The organism is Leptospira ognonensis (assembly GCF_004770745.1).
Lineage (GTDB): Bacteria > Spirochaetota > Leptospiria > Leptospirales > Leptospiraceae > Leptospira_A > Leptospira_A ognonensis.
The window spans coordinates 103,190-126,574 of the sequence record NZ_RQGD01000039.1 but is presented as its reverse complement, the minus strand read 5'-3'; the positions used below and the strand labels follow the sequence as shown (position 1 = coordinate 126,574).

Below are 23,385 nucleotides of genomic sequence, written 5' to 3'. Positions count from 1 at the left end.
AAGCTATAAGAGAAATCAGGATCCGTAACACATACTGTCTTGTTTTCATTTCGCGCCCCTCTCAGTCAAGAGTGACTATACAATTGACGAAAAAATGCCTAACTCTTAGCATTTGGATCTGACTTGAGGTTACATGGAAAATAAAAGCTTCTTTATCTCACATGAAATTGATTACCCATTCCTTTGGGGTATGGACCTATCCCTTCCTTTCATTTTGAAATTTGCTTTAAATATTGATGGTGTCGACATCTCGGATGCCGATCGAAACACACTACGCAGCCTAAACCAGGAACGATTGCTTTACTTTAGCAATCATCCATCCACGATCGAACCACCCGTCGCTTATTATGTAGCAAATGTTATGGGTTCTCGCTTTTATTATATGGCCTCGCGGAATGTGTTCAATTGGGGGTTTGGCTTAGTTGGTTCTTTAATTAAAAAGGTTGGAGCCTTCTCTGTGTTATCTGGAGGTGCCGACAGGGAAGCAGTGAAAATGGCTAAATCAATTTTGGCCAACAAGTCTGGGAAACTTGTGATTTATCCAGAAGGGATGTGTTCCAGTGAAAACGATACCTTGGTCACTTTTATGCCTGGGATCGCGCAAATCGGATTTTGGGGGCTGGAAGATGCAAAAAAAACAGATCCAGATGCCGATGTGAAAGTATTACCTGCTTTTGTGAAATACATTCTTACGGGCACAAAGGAAACTCTGCTTCGCGAAATTGAGACCTCCTTGGTCCGATTGGAAAAGCATTTAAAAATCGTCCCGGGAAACAAAAATTTACTCCGAAGATTTTTGACTGTTGGTCGGGTCCTGATGGAAGAGGCAGAGAGAGAATACCAGATCACCTATGATGGAGAGAAAGATTATCAGTTTCGGGTAGGTGCGATCCGCCATGCCGCACTGAACCGAGCTGGAGACAAATTGGGCATTCCCTTTCATAAAGAGGAGGACGCCATTCAAAAAATTAGAGAAGTATTTACTGTGTTAGACGGAATCACCTCGGGACTCGGCAAGGAAAAAATTTCGATCTCAAAGTCGGACCTTGCAATGGTGCAAAAAGATGTAGACCGAGCCTATTTATTTTTAGTCATCAAACCAGAATCGCTTTTTGCCTATCCGAGTGCCGAACGATTTATCGAGTGGATCTACCGTTTCGAAAATTTAATATTCGGCAAAACAAACCCTCGTCCTCGTAGGGCTCGAGTCATCTTCGCAAAACCTTTCGGTTTATCAGAATATTATCAATTCTATAAAGAAAACAAAAAGAAAACAGTGGAAGAGGTCACAACCAGGCTCAGAAATGAAATTGAACATCTCCTAAAGGAAGCCGTAGGGTTTTCTCGGCCGATTGTGGAGCCTTTTGATGTAGGAGAGGATCTAAAAATCTAGAAACGTTTTTCCTTCAGGAAATGGTCTTGTCTCTATTGTTTGTAATGCGCCAGGGATCGACCGAGCGTTGCCACCGATCCCCGGCGATAAATCGCGAAAAATAAAAAAAAATCTGCGCGTTGCCTATCCTTACAACCTTCACCTATTGTGCGAGGTAGAAGTATGTCGTTTGTGGTTTGGGATAAAAGCATTCCTTCAAAAAAAGTATTTTTATGTAGTTTTCTCTTTTTTTCTTCCTTCCTCTTCTCCCAGGCCACAGTCCCTGTCCTAAATTTACAGTCCTACGATCCGACGATGATGAATGAAGTCTACGGCCAGTCCTATTTTATGAACTCCCTTTCCTCTTGGTCGGAAGAGGTCGCTCATTACCAGGGAATCATCCGTGCTTCTTGGGAGGGTGCGGCAGATCGAGCCATCAACCAATATGTGGCGACGATTACCACAAGTGATGCCTATAACAGTGTGGCAGCTTACCAAGATTATGTGAGGCTGTCTTTACGCTCGCAGGAAGAAGCTGCGTTAAACAAGTGGGAGCATGCGGCCAATTTAGATATGCTCACAAACCAAGCCAATTTCGTGGCAAGATTGAATACGGGAAAAGTAGATGAGTTGTATTTGCAACGTGTGGGAATGCAGAACATGCTTCGGCCTACGGACGCAGAACAAAGTGCGAATACCTTAAGAAGTAATATCGTAACCTCGGCCAATCAATGGCAGATGGATTTTGATACCAGTTTCCAAGAAGGAGTGAATGATTTTTCGAATGTTTTGTCAAATATGCAGCAAAGATACAATGCATTGATCACAAACTTAGATGAGTCAGATGCTCGGTTCCAAAACAACCTAACAGCGATCGACAGATATAAAAATGCAGTCAAAGATGGCATCCGAACCATTTTGGGACGGTTTGATACGATGCTTGGCGCCGAGTGCAACCAAGATACACCATGCACTTTTAAGGAGCCGCGTGCTGGATTGAATGCGGCAGGAGAAACACTAAAGGAGTTTGTTCGTGAGGTGCGAGCCGTTTTAAACAATCCAGCGATTGATACAACAAATGTTTTGACACGAATCTCTACTAGCATCCGTAACTTTTTACAGACACAAACCACGAATGCAGCCGACACGCGAGATACGTTTCGGGACCAGACGGATACAAACCAGATGTTTAGTCTGGATGGAACTTTTCTTGTGCCAAACGGAGGAGATACGACCGTCACGGTTGCAGATGTGTTTGGATCGGGAAGGACGATTGACAGTATTGCCAATCAGCGAAACATTAAGGAATGGAACGCAGATCCCACACATCTATTTTCTGGTATAGCCGCAGACTGGGATTTTATAAGTCTCATCAATACGATGGTGAATGGAAACACCTCAGGTGTGGAACATTTGATCGATCTGAAACTTGGAACGGGACAGTCGTCCACGCTCCTTGCCTGGAATATTTACACAGACTGGAATAACGCCCATAATACGACGACTTTAGGCGGCCAAAGGGTTGCCTTTGTATCTGCGGACCATTTGCAGGGTAACTACCACCATGAAACGAACCCTATGAATACGTTCTATTGGCTTGCCAATCGTGGGTTTATTGACCGGCAGCAGATGGGTAAGATTGGTTATGAACTTTTGTTCGAAATGCATGATAGTGTCGCGGCAAGCCAAGCAATCTACTGGAGTGGGAATTATGAGGCACTCAACGGAGAATTGGGCACCTACAATAGAGACGTCCTCCCTGCGATCCAAAATTGGGAATCTCAAGTTACGAGTTACAACCAATACTATAAGGATTGGAAAACCCAGTCGGACCAATTGAAGGCCAATGCAAAATTAGAATATGATAAATCGGTTGCCGAATTGAACGAAAAAAAAGCGAAATGGCTGCATGCGATGGAGACACAACACCAAGAGGCGATGGTGAGTTGGGGAACCTTATATGAAAAGGCCGACCAAATTAAGTCCGCCGCCGATGTGAAACTGCTCGCAGATCAGGTGGCACTCAAGGTAGAAGGAACCGATTCGAGACCTGGCATTGCCACGAACACGGATGCTACGATGGATCGGTTTACGGGGCAAATCGATGCCTTCGCCAAAACCAAATTCAGTTCTGGTGTCACTGGTGCAGTTACGACTGGGAATTATTCTGTTCTTGGTGCGGTAGACGAGAAGCAGATGGTTGGAAATCTGATGGTGGGTAACAAAGATATCTCAGAAGTTTTTGGAAAAACTTCCAACGGAGTGTATCAATTCACACAACTCCTATCCATCAATGGCAATAATGAATACACCGCCAGACAAGAACAGGTGAAGCTTGCCAACCAAATGGCCTATAGCATCAATTGGGATAGTCGGTGGGCGGCAAAGTTAGATGACAATGGTAATTTTGTATCCGATGGAAATTTGGAAGCGCTAGGGATTACCGAACAAATGGCATCGGACTACCTTACCAAATTAAAAAATTATAATGCGAGCATAAAGGTTACTCCTTCATCGGTCTGCGTTATGGGAACCGCAGAATATGACGGCTGTGCGGCGGCGGCAAAAAAGCTGAGCGAGGAGCAGGCCAAAAATTTTAAAGAAACCTTTTCGAATGAGATTGCCGAATTGGCAAAAAAAGGTCTCGAGTTCCAAAATGGTAAGATTGTTCATTCTCTTACGACAAAAGAAAATGACCTGCTTGGGATTGACTCGGCCACGGTGGCATCTGGTGGAACAGCCATGACTAAGCCCAAAGCGCGAGCTGCCAATTTTGGAACATGCTATCTCAATCCAGATACAACGGAGTGTAAGGCACTTTTGAAGCAAGATTTTACAACCACCTTTGATGAAAATGGGGTGACACTCTCGCGAGTGATCAGCGATGGAAACATCAAAGGACGCGACGAGAAAGGATATACATCGGGAAACCAAACAGAAAACAAATACATCAAGTTTTCCCAGATGAAGCCCGTGATGGCACCTACGGGTAAATCTCTCTTTGATGTTTGGGAAACATCCGATTGGACAAACGTCGAAAATCAGGCAAATGCGATCTCGACAGATTTTTTTGAGAAGGGACTTGTGAAAACACAAGGAAACCTAACCCAGAGCACCGCTCTCATCCGAGATCTGGAAGCTAAAAACGAAACTAAATTCCAATCCTTAAAAAAAGCAAAAGAAGCAGAAGACGCCCTTGTGCGAGATCTCGTGATCGCCTACTTATCCGGCGGGATGGCCGGCGTTCAAGGTGCAATCAAGAGTAAGGTGGAAGACCAGATCAATACAAGCATTGCCACAGCATGGGCTAGGGCCAGTGGAGCCGACGAAAGCCAAATTGGCCTTCTCACCCAAGCCTTGAGTTTTATGAAGGGCAAGGTAGCAGAAAGAAAGATCAAATCCCAACAGGCAACGAATAACTTGCAGAATGTGGGAACTGCGTTAGTTGCCACGGCTACAGCCTTCGGAAATGCGGCGCTACAATTTGGAGCTGGAGCAGTGGCCTTTGCTTCTGGCAATTATGCTGCTGCCGGAACTGCCTTTGCGGGAGGTTTCACTTCCGTGGGCCAAGGATTTGTATCCATGGGAAATACTGCCACAGCCCTTGTCTCCACGACACAAGGTGCGATCTCTACAGGTGTCTTTCTTGCCGGTGGCAATACAATCGTGACAGGAACTGCCATCGGTGCTTACCGCGAAGTGGCAGGGGATGCTGCGGCTGATCGTTTGGTAGACCGCACGAGTGGTGCACAAACGCGCCTAGCAGAAATTAAAGCCGAACGTGAATCTATGTTGCAATCGAACGTAACCCAAGCCGTCGCCACAGCCACTGGCCTCCCTGCAGAAGTGATTGGGAATTTGATCACGGATTATAAGGGTAAAAAGGAAGCAGCCTCCGTGAGATGTGCCGTCGATAGCAATCCTGTGGCTGGCGTTGTTAGCCGTGTGGCCTCCGCCACCCTCGGTGTTTATAAAACAGCGGTTGTCGCCGTTGGTATGCCTGATCGCAAAATTGCCCAAGCCTTATCCGATGGAAATAAAATCGCCTTTAGCGGGATCACAGATAGACGTTTCCAACAAGCAAATCTTGCCTTTGCAAACCAAGCCCTCGGAATGCAGGCACCTGGTACAAGCTATACGTCAGCCACTCCTTCCGACCAAAAAGGTATCGTAAAAGAAATCGGACAACGGATGCTCGTAGACCAACTAGCAGTGAACATGTCTGCCGATGAGAAAGCAGTCCTCAATGCTGCCATACGTGGTCAGATCAGTAGAAATGAACAGAAAGCCGCAGACAAAAAAGCCCAAACAGCTGCCATCCGATCTACGGCGATCACGGGAGTGACCTTAGGTGTAGGGGCGCAGTTTAAATCCTTGAGTGCCGCCCAACAAGCTTTATTTAAAGGCTCGGAACAACTGTTTAAGGCCTCCGTAAATCTCGTCGTGCAAACTGTTGATGGAACCCGCAATGGTCCCCAGGGTGTGTTGGCCGGCTTTACAAACGGAGCCTTAGGAATGTTGACGGCGAGTGGAAGGTTTGATTTTGCTGGCGCCGTTAGAGATGGCGCTGGTAGACTTACGCAAGGATCAACTCTTGGCCTTGGTGTTACCTTTGATAGAGATGCTGGTTGGGGTGGGATGGTTGGAGTTGGGGGAGAGAGAACAAACGCAAGCATCTCTTTCTCGCAAAGAGGAAACACAACCGTGCAAGGATCTGCACAGACCCATATTGATGGCGTACAGCTAACAGCCTCCTCAACGACGAATGGATCAACAACTGTAGGAGTGGCTTATAACCCAAACAACGAAGGACCTAGACGAGGCCAAAACTACAGCATTAACTATGATACAGACAGGGGACAAATTTCTGGAACCGCAGGATATACTGATTCGAACTCAGGACTGGGTTTTACAGGAAACCTAGATGCCAACGGAGGCTCTGTTTCTACACAGTATAACGGGATCAATGTGGCAACTGTTTCCGCAGACGGATTCCATTTTGACGAATTCAATTGGGCTGAGCAAAATATAAATTTGGCACAAGATAGAACTGGTGATATGGAAAGAGCACGGGCATCCCGTGAGTTTTTAATTGCGAGAGGAGGTGATCCTGAACTCGTTCGCAATCTTACTGATGCGGATGCACAAGCATTCGAGGCAAACTTACGCACAGCAGATGACAATGTTAGATTGAGAGCCAGTGGTCTCACGGATGCTCAAATCGCAAATCTTACACCAAACGCGCGAAATGAGGCTCTGAATCGCATTGAAAATGAACCGAGTCCAGATACGACAGCAGCGGCGGCTGCTGGAACGAGTGTCTTTGCTTTAGTAGGTGCGTATGTGTTCGGAAGGAGGAGAGAGGGGGAGGATTCACCGCTACCTGATGACGCACCGGTTCAAGATGTGCCTGTGGAAGCATGGGGGGATGGCAGTGGGGCACCAAGTAATGGACGAGTTAGTGGACATGCGACTATCAGTATTGATCCGAAAACCGTGAATTTTGCAAATTCTGTAAGAGATATAAATAGCAATCAATTGATGCAACTGGTTTCAGAATCAGCTGATTTATCAGCTGGGACGAAACTAACTCGGATCCAAGGTATAAAACCGATCATACGCGAAGTTACGACCATGGTCGATGGAAAGAAGCCGGTGATCGGAAAAGAAAGCACAATTGTAAAGTTAAATGAGAAAATGAACCATCAAATCAACGAATTGCTGAATAATCCCGTAAGATCAGAGGATATAAAGTTGGCGCAATCAAGAGTTGAGATCGCTAGAGATCAAATCACGATTGCGGAGCAAAAAGTTCCAAGAAGTGATTCTGAAATCAAGGGACTCAAATTAAAACTTAATGCAACTCAGGCTGATTTAAACAAGACCGTGAGCAGCGAAATCGGTAGAAAATTGGCAACTGATCCTGTCTTTGCAAATGAGGTAAGAACGAATGCTCAGATAAAGGCTGACCAAGCACTGACGTCGGCAAAGAATGAACTCACACTATTTCATGTTAGAGAAACGATCCGATCGAAAGATTTCGAGTCAAGGAGAGAATCGCTTGAAAACAAAATTAAAATTGCAGAATTAGCAAAATCCGAGGCCGATAAGTCAATGGAACAGAGATTTAGTTTACTTGTTAAAGATAGAGACCCTGCGACGGGAAATATCAGGTTACAAACCTTAAGTAGTGTTAGCACCGAACTCGTGGAGACGGGCAGGGTTCCTAGAACGGATACGATGACTTTTAATGTCTATCAGGATGCATCAGGTAATCCTCACGTAATACCAGGCAAAGAAGGTCGCGTTATTGATGCGGTTAGCTTACAAAGAGCAAACCAAGAATTCGCTTTCCACAGACAAGTAGAGGCAATCAACCAAACCGGAAGCGGTTATGTGATTAAACCTGAGACAGGTATGATTGAAAGAAATGCAAATGGTGAGAGGATTGAACCAAATGATTTCAAAGGCCGACAAGACGCCTTTAAACAATTAAAAGCATCCCTCGGAAGTGCTTTTGATCCTAAAACGAATCCCAATCATGCGAAACTGGAAGCGGTGAATAATTTTGAGGAGGTAAGGAACGACAAAGGGAATATTTCCCGTTTTGAAACAACCGTCAATGGAATTAAAATTAAAACTATGAATGCTGGAGGAGATTTGAATTATCAATCCATTCAAGCATCCAATGGTTCTACATGGATGGATGTTACGAATGCCGCGGGTTCTGTCGGTGCAACGGAAGTCTCGATCAATTCTATCATCAAACCTGGTGCACACAGTAATGGCTTTGCCTTGGATGTAGGATCGATCACAGTTAAAAATGATTTAAAGGATCCAGTTGTTCTCAGCATCCGCTATAAGGATGGGACACCAAACACGATTGCTGCAGAACCACCTGCTCAGCTAAGAACATTCTTAGATAAAATAAAAAATTCACAAGGAACCACATTTTATGCAACACCATGGGAGGTTCGAATGAATGGTCAAGTTTATGAAAACAAATTCTCTGCGGTTCGACCCGACTTGTGGAGCATTGGAAATTTGGAGCCTAGCAATAACAATCTGACACCTGAAATTGAAAATGAAATTTACACAACGATTGCCGAGGCTGCGGGTTTAGATCCAGTAAAGAATAAAGATATAATCAAACAAATGTGGAACCATAGACACCATTTGCATGTTTCTGAAGTGGGGTCACCAGATGTGCATTAAGAAAATAACACTTTTGTTTTTAGCCTTTTTCATTTTTAACATTGGAATTTTTGGGGAAGATATACCAAAATCTGAGCTGATATCATATTGGAAGAAGGAATTAGCTAAATTTAATTATTCCTTACCGACTGAGCTAGAAGAAAATTTTATAAAATCCAATTATACTGGTGGGGGTGGCGAGGATAAAAATACATTTGTTTATGTAACAAAAAGAGACCTCGACTTTCCAAATGAAACTATCAACTATGCAATCTATTTTGTAAATAAAGCCAATCCATTGACTGGGTCTGATGCAAAACTTGCTGCCTTTTTCAATAATGAAAAGCTCGTAATGCTATCTCACACAACGCTTTATTTAGATGAAAAGAATAGATATGAATTCGGTGGTTTATTAGTTCGCGTCGGCTTAACTTATGAATACGATGACTCGGGAGCATTAACCATTAGTTGCTTAGATAAGACGACTCGAGAGACATATGCTGAAATCGTGTCTAAGCAATATTGTGGAGAATCGATTGCCGTTAGTTCGCAAAATTCTGTTTTAAATGTGAAAAACCATAAAGTTAAATGTGAATATCCTTGCGCACCCTTTTATCCTTTTCGGGAGAAAGGTGTTTATTTAGTGACTCAAAATAATGCAAATCTAAGGAGGGACCCTCACTCTAAAGGCATGATCAGTAAATTTCTTTCCAAGGATACGAAGGTGGAAGTCCTCGAGGATACCTTTAAACAGGAAATTATATTAGGATTGGGTGTTGCGAATTACGTAAAAGTGAAGCTACAGGACGGCGGCGAGGGATACTTACATGGAGCCTATCTCCGGGCGCCAGGGGAACCTGATGTAGTATTGATCCGAGAAAAAGCAGAAGAGTGGAAGAAGAAAAATGGATGGAAGGGGAAATAGAGGGAAAAAGATTTCGGCGTGTTATCCGCAATACGCATAAACCCCCGCACCAGCGATAGCAGCGGAAATCCTTTGCGTAGCAAAGATTGGAGCGAATAGCGCAATCGGTTATAAGAATTAAATCAGACTCCACTAACCAATCCGAGGTGCCCAATGTTCAAAACCAAATCTCCCTATTAGATCTTTCTTCCCACTTACCAAACTTCGTTTCCATCGGAAGCGAAGCCCAGGACGGGCGGAGCGCCGCCCTTCGAGCAGGAGTGCGAGAAAGGCGGGAGATGGGAACGAATGTTTGGCTTTCTTAGTAACTTACTTTGATTTTACATCTTTCTACTTTTCCTTCAAAACAACCTTTTACAAACGTTAGCATTTCTTCATTCTCGGCAGCAGAGTAGGAGGCGATACCTGATTGGCGGACATATGGATAGTATAACAACGAATCATCGGCTCTTTGGTTCTGGATGTTGCCTAAAAATTCAGTATTCATCCGAAAACTTCCGATGCTGATGTCATGCACAAGATTCAGATCGATTTTACCTGCTAGAGCATCCATGAATTCCTCATATTTCTCTTTCCAATCCTTGACGCGCAGGATGGGGTCAATACAGAGACGCACTTTCCAACCTGCATCTAGAGCGGATTGAATGGAAGTTAGACGAGCATTTAACGAAGGAGCTTTTTTTTCGATCTCAGTGCAGATACTTTCCGGTGAGATGGTCCAAGCAAGGATGCAGTTCGGAATCGACGAACAGTTTTGAATGGCCGAAAAATGACTCGATTTGGTTCGGATTTCTAAGATTAGGTCTGGTCGATCCTTTGCAAAATCAATCCATGCAGAAACGGCGGGAAAAAACGATTCCGTTGCTAAGAGATCAGTATCGTAAGAGAGAGCAAGGTATAAGGTTTTGTTTTTTTCTAAAAAGGCATCTGTTGCTTTAAAATAATCTTCCCAATTCACAAAAAATACTAGGTTCGCCGAGGAAAACATTCCCTGTAAATAACAATAGCTACAGTCGTAGATACAATTGAGTGCTAAGGTATTATAATAAAAATTCGGATGATCAAAGTTAGGTGAAAAGTGGCTTCCAGGATAGAGGAAATGGTCCTGTCTTTTTGCCAAGATTAATTTTTGAGAGAGTTTTTGAGTTCTGAAATTTTGACCACGACGGTTGAATATGTCTTTATAATGAACAATTTGTACTACTTCACTGTTTTTGAATTTCTTTAGGATATTCAGAGTACGAGGGTGGTCGAGGATTTGTTTTTCAATGTAGATATGCGAAAAATGCTTAAACATGGAGCAGTGCCCTCCAATGGGAAAAAGCAACTTTCGCATCTCGTTTCTCAAACGTGCGTTCTAATTGTTTCACAGCAGGAAAAGGGATCTCTTTATACGGATGATTGATTTTAAAGTATGTAATAGATTTTTTTAATTCGACAAACATGGATTCTGTGAAGTATACGGAATCGGCGAATTGTTTGATCTTTCCCCAAATTTCGGGACTTAAAATTTCTCTGGAAGTAACTAGCCCATCAGTTTCAAATAATTCTAAGAATTTGTTTTTAGTTTCTTGCATGAGCTCTTCGATTTTACTTGCCTGGCAAAGCGTACCTTCCAGATGATCGGAAACAATCTTGCCCACTTGGATTTGGTGCAGTTCAAAGTAAACGGAGGCGGCCTCAAAAAATCCCGCGGCTTCCATATCGATGAGAGACATTTCTTCTAATTTATTTTTATCCAAAAATTGATAAAATTTCGAATCCAGATTTTCCATGTTTGTGACAGGCCTTTCCACAGTGGTAACGTGACTTTCTTTATCCCATCCCAAAGACTCTATCTTCTCTGGAAAATAATCTCGCGCTCGTTCGTAGTCACGGATTCGATTGGCCCAAAAAAAATCACCAATCGAATGATTCATGTTAGTAGACCCGCAGATTCCTAAATTCCAAACGCGGAAACCTGGGTGTCTTTGTTCTCTCGGAAGACGTTGTGCCATCTCCGTAACAGCCATAGCCGTGGCTAATTTTCCAGGTCCCGTGATGACAACGGTGTGCTTTTCATTTTGATAAAAGCGAAAATGGCCTTGTTTCGAGTCTGGTTTGAGCTGCAATGCATCTATCCACGGTTTTGCTTCCTGAGAAAGTGCGAAAAAAAGCGCTGACATAGTCTAAAGATTTTGTAGGTTCTGTAGATGCAAAGGATTCTTTTTTTCTTATCGTATTTCCTATTGACAATTTCAATCACTCCAGAGGGTAAAAAAATGAATTTTCATGATTTCAAATCAATCGACATCAAAGGCAAAGTGATTGCTCTATCTGCTTATAAAGGTAAACCCATACTCGTTGTCAACGTGGCATCTAAATGTGGTTATACGCCTCAATACGAAGGGTTAGAGAAAGTTTACAAAAGTTTTAAAGATAAAGGTTTGGTGGTCATTGGATTTCCTTCAAATGATTTTGGTGCCCAAGAACCTGGCTCAGAAAAAGAAATCGCTGATTTCTGTAAATTGAATTACGGCGTTAGCTTTGATCTGATGAAGAAGGTAAAGGTGTTAGGTTCTGATAAAGATCCAGTCTACCAATTTTTAATCGACAATGCTCCAGAAAAGGGAGATGTCAAATGGAACTTTGAAAAATTTCTGATTGATAAAGAAGGCAGAGTGAAGGCTCGTTTTGGATCTTCTGTAAAACCGGAAAGCGAAGAATTGAAAAAAGCGATCGAAGGCGTTTTATAAGCAAATGAGAATCAGCCATCTCCTTCTGATTCTCTCGTTTAGCTTCCTTTTTAGACCACTCATGTCCGAAACTCCTACGAGTATTTCTGATGTTCAAATCATTGATACGAGTACAAACAAGAATGTGAGTTGGAAGGAAATTCTTGAGAAGATGGATCAGAATGAGATCCTCATTTGGGGTGAAGAGCATGATGATTCCGATGGACATATGGCTCAGTTAGAGTTTTTAAAGAAATTTTTAGATTTTTATCCGACAGCCTTAAGTCTTGAGATGTTAGAGAAAGACCAGCAAGCGATCCTGGATGAATATTCTCGAGGATTCATTTCCGAAAAACAAATGTTATCTAGCATTCCTCACTGGAAAAATTTCACCACTGATTATCTACCCCTTGTCAAACAAGCTAAGGAAAGTTATGTACCCATCGTTTGTGCCAATCCTCCACGTCGTTATGTCAATGCCGTCGCAAGAAAGGGATTGATTGCCTACTCAGAGTTTTCTGAGGATGCCTATCGTTATTTGCCCTCTGCCTATACTTTAGGTATCTACCAATCAGACAGCTATCTGGCTAAACTACGAGCCATGTTCCAAGAGGAGCACACGAGCCCGGCAAAGCAACCCATGTCGCCTGAGTCCATGATTTTGGCGCAGTATATGTGGGACCAAGGGATGGCTGAATCTGTAAGTCGAGAATCCTATAAATCAGGTAGAAAGGTTTTCCACATCAATGGTCGCTTCCACAGTGATGAGGGGGGTGGAGTCGCCCACCGGCTCAAGCAAATGGGGCATAAAGTTTTAGTTTTGAGTGTGTTTCCCGAAGGGAAGGAGGAGAACCAAAAATTTCAGAAATTAGCTGATTTTGTAATTTTGACAAAACGCCGATAATCAAGGTAGCGAAATGACCATGCAGGCAAACACCAGTCTACCTTCTCCAAAATACATTTGCCCGCATTGCAAAAAGGCTTCTAGACTACCCCAGCCTATACCAGAATCAGGCCTTTATCAGCTAACTTGCGTTTATTGCAAAGAAAAGGTTGTCCTCCGGTTTGATAATTTTCAGTTTCAAGTGGATCGTGTCATCCCAGCAAAGGTAGATTCCGTTCCCAGAAGAGAAACTGAATTTTCTCATCGCATCCCAGTTGATACAAATCCGAAAAAACCGTTCTTCGAGAGAAAAGTCATTGGGGAACCGATGAAAACTCTCGGTAAAAAAGAACAACCTCGAAAGCCTAGATGGTTTCAATTAGGATTCGAAGATAAATCATCTCCTTCTCGGATCAAAAAGAATGTCAGAAAGATGAGCAATTCTTCTTTGCTCCGGTATCTTTTTCTAACTACATCGATTGCTTTATTTTTTTTCATTCTTGTATTCGCCTACTTTATCGCAGGTGTTTATGAAATGCGAAAGGAAGTCCCAGGTCTTCTTGCTGAGCTCACAAAAAACGTTCCCACAAAAATACTTGATCGGAATGGAAGCGTAGTCAGCGAAATTTTTCAAAAGCGGACATCCACTCTGCGTTTACAAGATTATTCTGAAGAGATGGTCTCTATCCTGCTCAATATTGAAGATCAAAAATTCTTTTACCATTCAGGTATCGATTATTCCGCCATCTTGCGTGCGATGGTAAAAAATATAATAAACTTAAGTTATAAACAAGGTGCCTCCACAATCACCCAACAACTAGCGCGAATCATTATCGATGATCGAAGGAAAAGTATCTCCCGAAAAATCAGAGAAGCGCAACTTGCCTTTGCTCTCGAAGCCACTCTTTCCAAAGAGCAGATCCTGGAAACCTATATGAACCATGTATATTTAGGACACGGTGCGTTTGGTTTTGGTGAGGGGATAAAATTTTATTTTCATAAAAATCCACAAGAACTTTCGCGCGAAGAAATCATATTACTTGCTTCACTTCCATCTGCACCAAACAAATATTCGCCTTTAAAAAATCCCGAAGACTCGTATCGAAGGGTCAGAGCCATTCTTTCTATGTTTCGAAACCGAGGCATCTTTCCTGGCTTACAAAAAGAGAAATTCATTGCCATCTACCATCAATTTTCTACGCGCTCCCCGAATGAGACTGTTTTCGGTGTGAGACAAGATATCGCACCTTATGTTACAGAACATATACGTGGAATCCTTTCCTCTTTAGAGGGGGATAAAAATATTTATGAAAGTGGTGGTTACGTGGTCGAAACGACTCTGGATCGGAACATGCAAGAAATGATTGGACCTCTTGTCAGTTCTTATCTTTCTAGATCCGTAAAATCTGGAAAGATTCAAAGGAAATTGATTCGAAAACTTCCTGATTCTCCTGAAGAAAAAGCAATCAAACAGTTGTTTAACGATATGCTCGTGGCAAATGAATTATTCTGGGAAGCAGACTTTGATGAGAATGAAAAAGAGAATGGAATCCAAGCAGCAGTTGTTGGCATTGAGCCGACAACGGGAGATATCCTATTTTTACACGGTGGACAAGAATTTAATAGCAAAAACCAATTCAATCGTGCCATTCAAATGCGCAGACAAACGGGCAGTTCCATCAAAGCTGTGTTATATGCTTCTGCAATAGATTCTGGCGTCATCCAAGCAGGCACAAAAATTTTAGATGCCCCGCTTTATTACCGAGGTGGTGGTGGGAAAGAATGGTCTCCAGATAACCTGGGTGGAACCTATGATGGGGAAATTTCTCTTAGGACTGCTTTGATTAAATCGAAAAATACGGCTGCAGTCCAAGTCGCAGAGAAATTGGGTTATAATGGTATCGAAAAGTACTTCACCAAATTCTTTTTCCCGGATCCGGGAGAAAAAAAATCTAGATTCCGCGGAGATCTTTCATTAGCTCTTGGAACCTTGGAAATCTCGCCACTCGAGATGGCTTCAGCTTTCTCTTCCTTTATGAACCAAGGAACAGTTCGTAGCCCTCATCTCATCAAAAAAATCACTAACGCCAGAGGAGTTGTTATCTTTCAGCTAAATGATCTAGATGAATTTAAGTTGAAACTGCCTTCCGAGAGGCAAGTGATACGCCCTGATACAGCAGAAGTAATGAACTCACTTTTGAAAGATAGCGGTAGGGCGAGCGGAGTCCGTAACGGAGGTTATACGGGAGAGGTTGTTGGAAAAACAGGTACCACAAATGATTATAAAGATGCATGGTTTGTCGGTGCTCGTCCTGAGCTTTCTCTTGCAGTGTGGATAGGATACGACAATCCGAAATACGGAATGGGCGGTGCAGGACTTGGCGGAGCTGTAGCTGCACCGTTGTGGGGCGAGATTGTTCAAAATATCGATAAAAACCAGCTCGTCATTCGAAAGAGTTTTCCACCACCGATTCATAGTAAGCTGTTTAGAATCTGTCCGATTTCCGGAAAGGAAGCGGGACCTACTTGTCCGCATCCCATCTCAGAACTTTACTTGAGCGATTATCCTCCCACGGGAATTTGTACCGAAGATCATAAGCTGCCAAATCTAGAAAATCGCGATTTGATGAAGAATCTATTCTGATGATTCATATACTTACATTTATCTTTTTACTCATCACGAGTCAGCCGATATTTTCCTCGGATTCAACGAGTTATAAGCGGGCCTATGAAATGGAATCACTTAGCACGCTCTTTGCGATTCCTCTCTATGAACAAACACTCCAATCTTCCAATCCCAAGAACATGCAAAAAGCAGCTGTGAGTCGCTTATTTTACCTTTATAAAAAACATAATAAAATCATCGAGGCATTGCTTCTCGGGACGAGATATTCGAGCATCATCTCTTCAAAAGATAAAGCTGGAATTTGGAAATCTATCGTAGAAATTTATAAACCTGTGAGTTATGAAAATCTTACCACAGCATACATTTTAGCTGTGAAAGCAAGTGTTGAGAATCATGCAGAATTGCTTGGCTACTTGAAGGAATATAAAGAAACGAAGTTATTTGAATTTGTTTTTATCGTTCTTTATAAACGAAAGCAGTATGAACTCATCTCAATTCTATTAGAAGAAGACCCAACTCTGACTTCGTCCCCGTTGTATGAAGGTATGGTAAAGATTCGATTGAATCCAGAGAAGGGGAAAGAGTATCTCGCAAATATCCCATCGGATGTCGACAAGGACAATGGAACAAAGGCAGACCTTTTATATCTGCTTGGCCAGTATTACAGAGCGATAGGCGATAATTCGATATCGGCTCGCTATTTCCGTATGAGTGGTTCCTTTCTCTGGCCAGAACGTGCCAAGATTGAAACAGCAAAGTCTCTCGTGCTAGCAGGAAATTTTAGTGAGGCATGCCAAACCTATACTTTTACGCCATCACCAAACGAAGAGGTGATGCAGATTTTTTATTTGGTTTGTAACAAAAAGGATAAGGATTTTTTAAGAGAGATCAAATCTAGTTTAAAGGCGCTTGGCTCGAAAGAAGGCGGAGAATTTTTTCAAAAAGTAAACCAATCTCTGGAAAAGTGGGACTAGTCAAAATGAGATTAATTTTATTGTTATTCTTTATACTGGGATCAAATGCGAATCTTACCGCAGAAGAGAAATTGCTGACTCTGTCTGATGCCACTCGTAAGCTCGTAATAGACGACAGGACATCCGAAGATTATTTTCTCTGCCTAATGGATGGAAAAAAAGTTTTTGGAAAAAATCCAGCAAAAACAAGCGAATGTTATTCTCTGAAGGAACAGGATTTAGCAGTCTCAATGGAACTTTTTTTACAGCTACCAAAAGAAGAAGAGATGCAAGTTGGATTTTATACGAGTGAAGGGAAACAGGTAATTCCTTACTGGGAAGAAAATGGGCAAAGGATTTTGTGCCTTTCTTTTGTGATCCGAAAAAGCAACCAACTCTTCCTCCAGGCTTTGCGAAAGGATACAAAACAATATTTTTTTTGGAAAACTTTCAGTGGCAACTGGGAAATTTTAAAATAGAACACCCTCCTTATTTCTGCTCCGAAATCACAATACTGCTGCTAATTTAAAGACTATTTTTTTTGAATTCTTCTAACAGTTGCAAGTATTATGGTTGCCTCCTGATTTCATAAAGTTCTAGTTAGGTCAAATCAGGAGAAACCCCATGTTAAAAAGTCTATTCATCATTCTAATTGGAATATCCCTATCCGGATGTGCCATTTTAAATCCGGTCGGGCTGAACGCAGATCGTGAAAAAGGTAGCGAAGCAGCTACTAGAATCCGGTCAGCCGCGATCACCACGGATCTTGCCAATTCCTTAGTGCTCACAGGTGGAAGGTCTGCTTCAGTAAGTATTCTTAGCTTGATCGCAGATGATCTCGCAAACATTGATCCATCAAAGTACTATGTGAAATCAGATGTTGATGGTTGCGTGAAGGACATACGTGGTTTAACAGGATTTTTACTCGGCGCGACTTTAACAAATTTGATCTCTTGCCAAGACTTAAAAAAAGATGGGATTTTGTTAGGTGATCCTTTACCTAGTATCTAAGTAATTACACCTTCTGTAAATTGTTTCCGCATTCATGCGGAAACTTCTCCTTCCGCCCATGTTTGTCTGAAACAAACAACCACGCCTCCGCTTTCTATAAAAGCTTCTCGGGGTCAAAGTCGCTCAGGTTCAATTCGAATCCTTCAATCTCTTGTTAGTTGGAAGTTTTTTGTGTGAAAGTAACCGAAGTTTGGGCAGGGAAGGATTCGCCCACCCTTCACTCGGCAATCCTGGCCTCGTTCGCGCGGGCCCGTCGACGTTACTTTTCGGCATCGTGCCGAAACTGCTTCCTATGGGGCGCAGTCGAAACGTCTCAATTCGAATCCCTCAATCTCTTGTTAGTTGGAAGTTTTTAATGAGAAAGTAACCGAAGTTTGGGCAGGGAAGGATTCGAACCTTCGAAGACGTAGTCAGCAGATTTACAGTCTGCCCTCGTTGGCCACTTGAGTACCTACCCGTGGAAAAAAATGGAGCCGCCTGAGGGATTTGAACCTCCGACCGGCTGTTTACAAAACAGCTGCTCTACCACTGAGCTAAGGCGGCGTGCTTTTCCACTTTTCGCGGTTACTATCTGAGGTCAAATAAAAATTCACTTTGTGTTCCAAGTCACCCACCCAAGAATGTCAATCGTGACCCTTTTTCTGATCCACGGCCTGATGACTGCTTCCCTTTTCAGTTTTTACTTTGGCTATTTTTATCGTTTTAAAAACAATAGAGTGCATCGGATTTCGAATACGATCGGGGTTTTCTTCAACCTGGCGGCAGCGATCTACTTACTCTGCTTGAAGTATCTGTTAGGTGGAATAGAGGAGAATGGGATTTTTCCTTCCGTTTCGAGACAGATCATTGATATCCATCGTTTTTTTGCTGCGATCGCACTGGTCCTGATGCTTGTCATGGCTTATTCGGGATATGCAAAGAAAAGAGTTATGCATAGAAAATTGCATTATGTTTTTTTACCGCTATATACGATTGTGTACATCTCTGGCTTATTTATATTTCAAACTCACTCAAAATAAGGAACTGCAATGAGCGTAACGGAAGAAGCAAAAAAATTCGCAAAAAATATTCGAATCCAAGTCATTAAGATGGTAACAGCTGCCAATTCGGGACACCCAGGTGGCCCTTTGGGACTAGCAGATATTTACGCAGCCCTCTATACAAAAATTTTAAAACACGATCCCAAAAACCCAGAATGGGCACTACGAGATCGACTCATTCTTTCCAATGGACACGTCTGTGCCGTTCGTTATGCAGCTATGGCACTTTCCGGATACTTTCCTATCGAAGATCTACTCACATTTCGTGGCATCAATTCCTACCTCCAAGGACATCCGTCAACACGCTATATGAAGGGGATTGAATCAAGCTCTGGATCACTTGGACAAGGATTGTCAGTTTCCGTCGGATTGGCGTTAGGTGCAAGACTTCGAAACGAAACGCATAAAATTTATACATGTATTTCAGATGGTGAGTGTGGCGAAGGCATGACTTGGGAAGCAGCACAATCAGCAGTTCACTTCAAAGTGGATAATCTCGTTGCTTTTATGGATCGTAACTTCATTCAAATTGATGGAAACACCGAAGAAGTCATGAAACTTGAACCTTTGGATAAAAAATTTGAAATGTTTGGATGGAATGTGATCAATGCTGATGGACATAATATGGACGAAATTTTCGCAGCATTTGAAAAAGCTGGAACTCATAAAGGTTCACCTACGCTCATCGTTTTTAAGACAGTTCTAGGAAAAGGTGTTTCCTATATGGAAAATAATCCAAAATGGCATGGAACACCACCAAACAAGGAACAGGAAGCCCAAGCACTCGCAGAATTATCTTAATCTTTAAATCTTGGATTGACATGGAGATCCTTTTTTAAAATATTCTTGCATGGCACACGGTCTTTATCCTAACTTCTCATCGGACGACATAACTCGGTTGCTCTACGATTGGGAAGTAGCACCAAATGAGAAAAAGAGATTTCTTTTGAAAATGATCGCATCAAGGATTCCTTGGCAAATGTCTGTCGATCAAGCTGCAGAAGAAGTAAAAGACCCGCTGCTTCGTGTCATGGCTAGAACCGTGGCACCTGAAATTTTTAGACACCGCATTCGACATAGCTTCTTTAAACTTACATTACGCGGAAATACTGGACATTATAAAGACCTAGAAGAATCAGTCGTTCAATTATCGAGCATCGGATTCCCAAATCAAAACTATATGGAAATCAAAAAAGAGTTAGATCGAATGGCTCTTCGCGTTTCTGAACTTTTTGATGAACACCGAGACCACCTAACGGAAGAGTTGAAAGTTCAACTTTTATGTCAGGTCTTGTTTCAAGAGGAAGGATTTGTCGGAAATCTTCAGAATTACAATGATCCATCTAACTCCTATCTTTTTCACGTAATAAAGAGCAGACTCGGAATACCTATTTCCTTGTCCGTCGTATATTTGTTAGTTGCACAAAGACTCGGATTGCCTCTATACGGAACTAATTTGCCACTTCATTTCCTTTTACAATATGAATCCGAAGGCTATTTTACTTTTATAGATCCATTTCATGGTGGTGTTTTATTAGATCGATTTACTTGCGAAAAATTTCTCGAAGCGAATGGATATCCGATCTCTGCGAAATATTTTACGAAGGCGAGTTCTCTTTCGATGATGAAGCGTATGTGTCGTAATTTGATTCATATTTACAGAGAAAATTCGTCCAAAGAAATGGAAGAGCAAATCAGTGAGCAGCTCTCTATTCTAGAAAGTCGTTCTACTCATGTTGAATAAATATGCCTTCACAAGTATCCCTAGCCAAACTCCTCCGCTCCTTTGATCAAAATCTAAATAAAATCATAGGTGACGATTTACCGATTTTAAAGTTAATTAAGCGATTTGTCATTGAGTCAGGTGGTAAGCGCATTCGTCCAATCACCCATTATCTTTTTTGCCATTTTGTCGGTTATTCTGGGAAAAAATGGCAGGAAGTAGGTGCCGTAGCTGAACTCATTCACTCAGCCTCGTTATTGCACGATGATGTTGTTGATAATGCCAGCTTAAGACGTGGAAAACCAACTGTCGGTGCGAGTTTTGGCAACAAAACGGCAATTCTCTCTGGGGATTTCTTACTCGCTTGTGGCATCGAGCGACTGAACTCACTGGAATTACCCGCGGTGATGCATATTTTTTCTAGAGTTCTGCGAGATCTAGCTGTCAGCGAGTTGATTCAAATGGAATGGGAAAAAAATCCTAAAATTTCCATGAAAATTTATGAATCTATCATATACGGAAAGACAGCTTCCTTGTTTGGAGCATGTACGGAGAGTGCAGGCCACCTTGCAGGACTTAGTGGAAAGGAATGTAAAGAATTGTCTGATTTTGGCATTCGTCTTGGAAAGTTATTCCAGAAGAAGGATGATTGTTTAGATTATTTTTATACTAGCAAAGAGAGTGGAAAAGAGTTTCTTAAGGATTTTAAAAACGGTCTGTATACATATCCTATACTCATTCTGAAAGACACTGTTTCTTCCAAAACACGAAAGGAGATTGATCTATTATTTTTAAAGACGGAACGAACTGAAAGGGATTGTGAGCAGATACTTTCACTTTTGAAAATACATAACATTGAACAAAGATTAACAGATGAGTTTAATAAGGAAAATATATATTTCCAGAAGTTCTTATCCAAATTTCCTGACACCGCAGAAAGACGCTTATTTCAAGATCAAATTCAAAAACTTATCTAAACAGGATATTCCAAAAACTCAGCTACCGGTAGCGTAATTAGAAATTCAGTTTTTCCAGGTACGGAATCAACTGCAATTTTACCCTTATGATTTTCAATGATTTCACGCGTAATTGCAAGACCCATTCCTGATCCTTCACCAATCTCCTTCGTACTAAACTGCGAGTGGAAGATACGATTTTGAATTTCTTCCGGGATTCCAGGTCCATTATCGATAATCTTAACCATTACTTTGTTAGGTTCCATTCTCTGGATATGGATGCTTAGATTTCCTTTCGACTCCATTGCTTGGATGGCATTCAAAATGATATTAGTCCAGACCTGAAATAGTTCTTCTGGATGTCCAACTATTACTGCATCTGTTAGAAACATTTTTGTTAGTGAAATCTTCCCTCTAAGTTGGTATTGATAAATTGACAAGACTGTTTCAATGTTATCCACAAGGTGAAAATGTTTTTCCGCTTGATTGACCGAATTTCGTGTGAATTTTTTTAACGCCAACAACAAGCTAGCTGCTCGATCTACGCCAATTTCAATAATCTTTAAATGTTGTCTTAAATTGCGAATAGAAAGTATATACGGTTTAATATTCTGATTCTTGTGAGATAAAATCATTAAATCAGTTTCATCAGGAGCTTCCAAGCCTACATCTAAAAATGATTCGATGTCATCTGATTCGTATTCATAACTATATTTCTCAAGAATCGATTTTAAGGTTTTGATTTTTTCTTTCCTTTCCTTATAACCCATGACAATTGATTCATTACTATTTTTTGAAATGACCCGAATTAACATGTTCATTTCGGAATCGTCGAGAGATTGAAAGATCTGTTTAGATTTCTGGATCTCACCAATTTCTTTAGTTGTGATTTCGGTCACTGTTTCCGCGGAGGCCTTGATGGCGCTGATCGGATTATTCAGTTCGTGAGCGACTCCCGAAACTAATTTACCTAACTCGGTCATTTTTTTTGAATAGATGAGCTGGGATTGGATCTCTCTCGATTTTAAGAGGCTATGATCATACTGTTCGTTAAGTTTAGCTAACTCTGATTCTAAAGTAGAAACAGAAAGTTGCAATTTTTCCAATTCTGCTTTGTGTTGGAGATCTAGTAATGATTTAGCTTTTAAAAAAGTGTATCGAAAATATAGGAATATGGATGAACAAACTAGGATTAAAGGTAATAAATAAAAGATAGAAATCGTAAAATCACTGTTGCACAACATTTCGAGCGTAACAGTTAATCGATCCACGAATGACTACCTGTGTGGCTCCCGAATTCGTAGCCGCGACTAAACATGTTTGGTTATTTGACGTATAGCAGGTGGTAGTTGTGGTAGTCGTCTGAGCGGTACAATTGACATTGTCTAAGGTGTAGCAGGTGGTGTTATTCGTGGTAGTTGCACCGTCGACATAGGTACCGATTAGATCTAGGTCTACTTTAAACTGAGAAATTTCCTGTGCTGTTGTCAAACTTGTATTTATATTGATGCCGTTAGAAGCCCACTTAACAGTTCCTTGAGTCCCTGTCGCAGTTTTACCAAAAAAACCACCTGTTAAAACGAAACCTTGCTGGGCATTGATGTTCCCTTGGGTTTGAAAGTAATCGTAAGTATATCTTAGAAACAGCGTTTCTCTTGTTTTAAACACCAACTGAGAAACAATGGCATACTTTGTAGATGTGGTTCCCGTAGTGGTTGTAGTCGTTCCTGTCGTTCCCGTAGTCCCAGTGGATGTACTTGTCGCTGTGCTCGCAATCCCACAAGAAGACGTGAGACTCGTGTCGATTTCCCCTGGAAACCAAAGCACGGTTCCGCCTGCAATTGGTAGAAGGGATAGATCCACCTTATTCTGGTCTTTGACCTTACATGCAGTTAATGGAAGCAAAAGGAAAGTCAAAATTAGGGTACGAAAAAGCATACAAGTAATCTTCCGTCTTTCCGCGATTGGGTCAAGACGATTATGAGAAA

Annotated in this window: 17 protein-coding genes and 2 tRNA genes; 13 read left to right on the top strand and 6 right to left on the bottom strand. The window is 41.9% G+C overall.

Going from position 1 to position 23,385, the window contains the following annotated elements; translation table 11 throughout:
* Positions 1 to 133 precede the first annotated feature (133 nt).
* The 3 genes from EHQ58_RS15430 to EHQ58_RS15420 all read left to right on the top strand — a co-directional run bounded on the left by EHQ58_RS15430 (position 134) and on the right by EHQ58_RS15420 (position 9,491).
* On the top strand, positions 134 to 1,393 hold the full coding sequence (locus tag EHQ58_RS15430; RefSeq protein ID WP_135624799.1) for a 1-acyl-sn-glycerol-3-phosphate acyltransferase: 1,260 nt from the start codon (positions 134 to 136) through the stop codon (positions 1,391 to 1,393).
* A gap of 162 nt (positions 1,394 to 1,555) precedes the next feature.
* Positions 1,556 to 8,587, top strand: a complete 7,032-nt coding sequence (locus tag EHQ58_RS15425; protein WP_135624798.1) for a TIGR04388 family protein — start codon at positions 1,556 to 1,558, stop codon at positions 8,585 to 8,587.
* The gene (locus tag EHQ58_RS15420; RefSeq protein ID WP_167883651.1) at positions 8,577 to 9,491 is read left to right on the top strand and encodes an SH3 domain-containing protein; all 915 of its coding nucleotides are present in this window, start codon (positions 8,577 to 8,579) and stop codon (positions 9,489 to 9,491) included. The genes EHQ58_RS15425 and EHQ58_RS15420 overlap by 11 nt, the downstream gene beginning before the upstream one ends.
* A gap of 301 nt (positions 9,492 to 9,792) precedes the next feature.
* Here the strand turns inward: EHQ58_RS15420 and EHQ58_RS15415 are convergent, their stop codons facing one another.
* Positions 9,793 to 10,788 carry an SPL family radical SAM protein gene (locus EHQ58_RS15415; RefSeq protein ID WP_135624796.1) on the bottom strand — a complete coding sequence of 332 codons (996 nt, stop codon included), beginning with the start codon at positions 10,786 to 10,788 and terminating at the stop codon, positions 9,793 to 9,795.
* A complete protein-coding gene (locus EHQ58_RS15410) occupies positions 10,781 to 11,656 on the bottom strand; it encodes a 5'-methylthioadenosine/S-adenosylhomocysteine nucleosidase family protein (protein ID WP_135624795.1) in 876 nt (291 codons plus the stop codon). The genes EHQ58_RS15415 and EHQ58_RS15410 overlap by 8 nt, the downstream gene beginning before the upstream one ends.
* Before the next feature lie 27 nt (positions 11,657 to 11,683).
* Here EHQ58_RS15410 and EHQ58_RS15405 point away from each other — a divergent pair, with 27 nt between their 5' ends.
* The 6 genes from EHQ58_RS15405 to EHQ58_RS15380 all read left to right on the top strand — a co-directional run bounded on the left by EHQ58_RS15405 (position 11,684) and on the right by EHQ58_RS15380 (position 17,678).
* Positions 11,684 to 12,226, top strand: coding sequence for a glutathione peroxidase (locus EHQ58_RS15405; protein ID WP_135624794.1), 543 nt, complete (start codon positions 11,684 to 11,686; stop codon positions 12,224 to 12,226).
* 4 nt (positions 12,227 to 12,230) lie between these two features.
* Positions 12,231 to 13,109, top strand: coding sequence for a ChaN family lipoprotein (locus tag EHQ58_RS15400; RefSeq protein WP_246047390.1), 879 nt, complete (start codon positions 12,231 to 12,233; stop codon positions 13,107 to 13,109).
* A gap of 19 nt (positions 13,110 to 13,128) precedes the next feature.
* Positions 13,129 to 15,732 carry a transglycosylase domain-containing protein gene (locus EHQ58_RS15395; RefSeq protein ID WP_135624793.1) on the top strand — a complete coding sequence of 868 codons (2,604 nt, stop codon included), beginning with the start codon at positions 13,129 to 13,131 and terminating at the stop codon, positions 15,730 to 15,732.
* Positions 15,732 to 16,688, top strand: a complete 957-nt coding sequence (locus EHQ58_RS15390; protein WP_135624792.1) for a hypothetical protein — start codon at positions 15,732 to 15,734, stop codon at positions 16,686 to 16,688. Before EHQ58_RS15395 ends, EHQ58_RS15390 begins: the two co-directional genes overlap by 1 nt.
* A gap of 5 nt (positions 16,689 to 16,693) precedes the next feature.
* Complete coding sequence (locus EHQ58_RS15385) at positions 16,694 to 17,146, top strand: hypothetical protein (protein WP_135624791.1); 453 nt, start codon at positions 16,694 to 16,696, stop codon at positions 17,144 to 17,146.
* A gap of 145 nt (positions 17,147 to 17,291) precedes the next feature.
* Entirely contained in the window at positions 17,292 to 17,678 is a 387-nt protein-coding gene (locus EHQ58_RS15380; RefSeq protein WP_135624790.1) for a TIGR04452 family lipoprotein, read from the top strand.
* Between the two features lie 375 nt (positions 17,679 to 18,053).
* On the opposite strand, the gene EHQ58_RS15375 is transcribed toward EHQ58_RS15380, so the two are convergent.
* Together EHQ58_RS15375 and EHQ58_RS15370 are read right to left on the bottom strand one after the other, a co-directional pair.
* A tRNA-Tyr gene (locus EHQ58_RS15375) sits at positions 18,054 to 18,135 on the bottom strand.
* Positions 18,136 to 18,146: 11 nt separating this feature from the next.
* Positions 18,147 to 18,221: transfer RNA gene (locus EHQ58_RS15370), tRNA-Thr, on the bottom strand.
* Positions 18,222 to 18,307: 86 nt separating this feature from the next.
* On the opposite strand from EHQ58_RS15370, the gene EHQ58_RS15365 reads away from it, so the two are divergent.
* The 4 genes from EHQ58_RS15365 to EHQ58_RS15350 are packed head-to-tail and all read left to right on the top strand — an operon-like array spanning position 18,308 to position 21,418.
* Positions 18,308 to 18,697: a hypothetical protein gene (locus tag EHQ58_RS15365; protein WP_135624811.1), complete on the top strand. Its 390-nt coding sequence runs from the start codon at positions 18,308 to 18,310 to the stop codon at positions 18,695 to 18,697.
* 9 nt (positions 18,698 to 18,706) lie between these two features.
* On the top strand, positions 18,707 to 19,519 hold the full coding sequence (locus tag EHQ58_RS15360; RefSeq protein WP_135624789.1) for a transketolase: 813 nt from the start codon (positions 18,707 to 18,709) through the stop codon (positions 19,517 to 19,519).
* Positions 19,520 to 19,568: 49 nt separating this feature from the next.
* Positions 19,569 to 20,462 (top strand): transglutaminase-like domain-containing protein, encoded by an 894-nt coding sequence (locus EHQ58_RS15355; protein ID WP_135624788.1) that lies wholly within the window; start codon positions 19,569 to 19,571, stop codon positions 20,460 to 20,462.
* A gap of 2 nt (positions 20,463 to 20,464) precedes the next feature.
* Positions 20,465 to 21,418, top strand: a complete 954-nt coding sequence (locus tag EHQ58_RS15350) for a polyprenyl synthetase family protein (protein ID WP_135624787.1) — start codon at positions 20,465 to 20,467, stop codon at positions 21,416 to 21,418.
* Here EHQ58_RS15350 and EHQ58_RS15345 read toward each other — a convergent pair.
* Positions 21,415 to 22,668: an ATP-binding protein gene (locus EHQ58_RS15345; RefSeq protein WP_135624786.1), complete on the bottom strand. Its 1,254-nt coding sequence runs from the start codon at positions 22,666 to 22,668 to the stop codon at positions 21,415 to 21,417. The two genes, EHQ58_RS15350 and EHQ58_RS15345, sit on opposite strands and share 4 nt — an antisense overlap.
* Positions 22,625 to 23,335 carry an LIC10920 family plasminogen-binding lipoprotein gene (locus tag EHQ58_RS15340; RefSeq protein WP_135624785.1) on the bottom strand — a complete coding sequence of 237 codons (711 nt, stop codon included), beginning with the start codon at positions 23,333 to 23,335 and terminating at the stop codon, positions 22,625 to 22,627. Before EHQ58_RS15340 ends, EHQ58_RS15345 begins: the two co-directional genes overlap by 44 nt.
* Positions 23,336 to 23,385 lie beyond the last annotated feature (50 nt).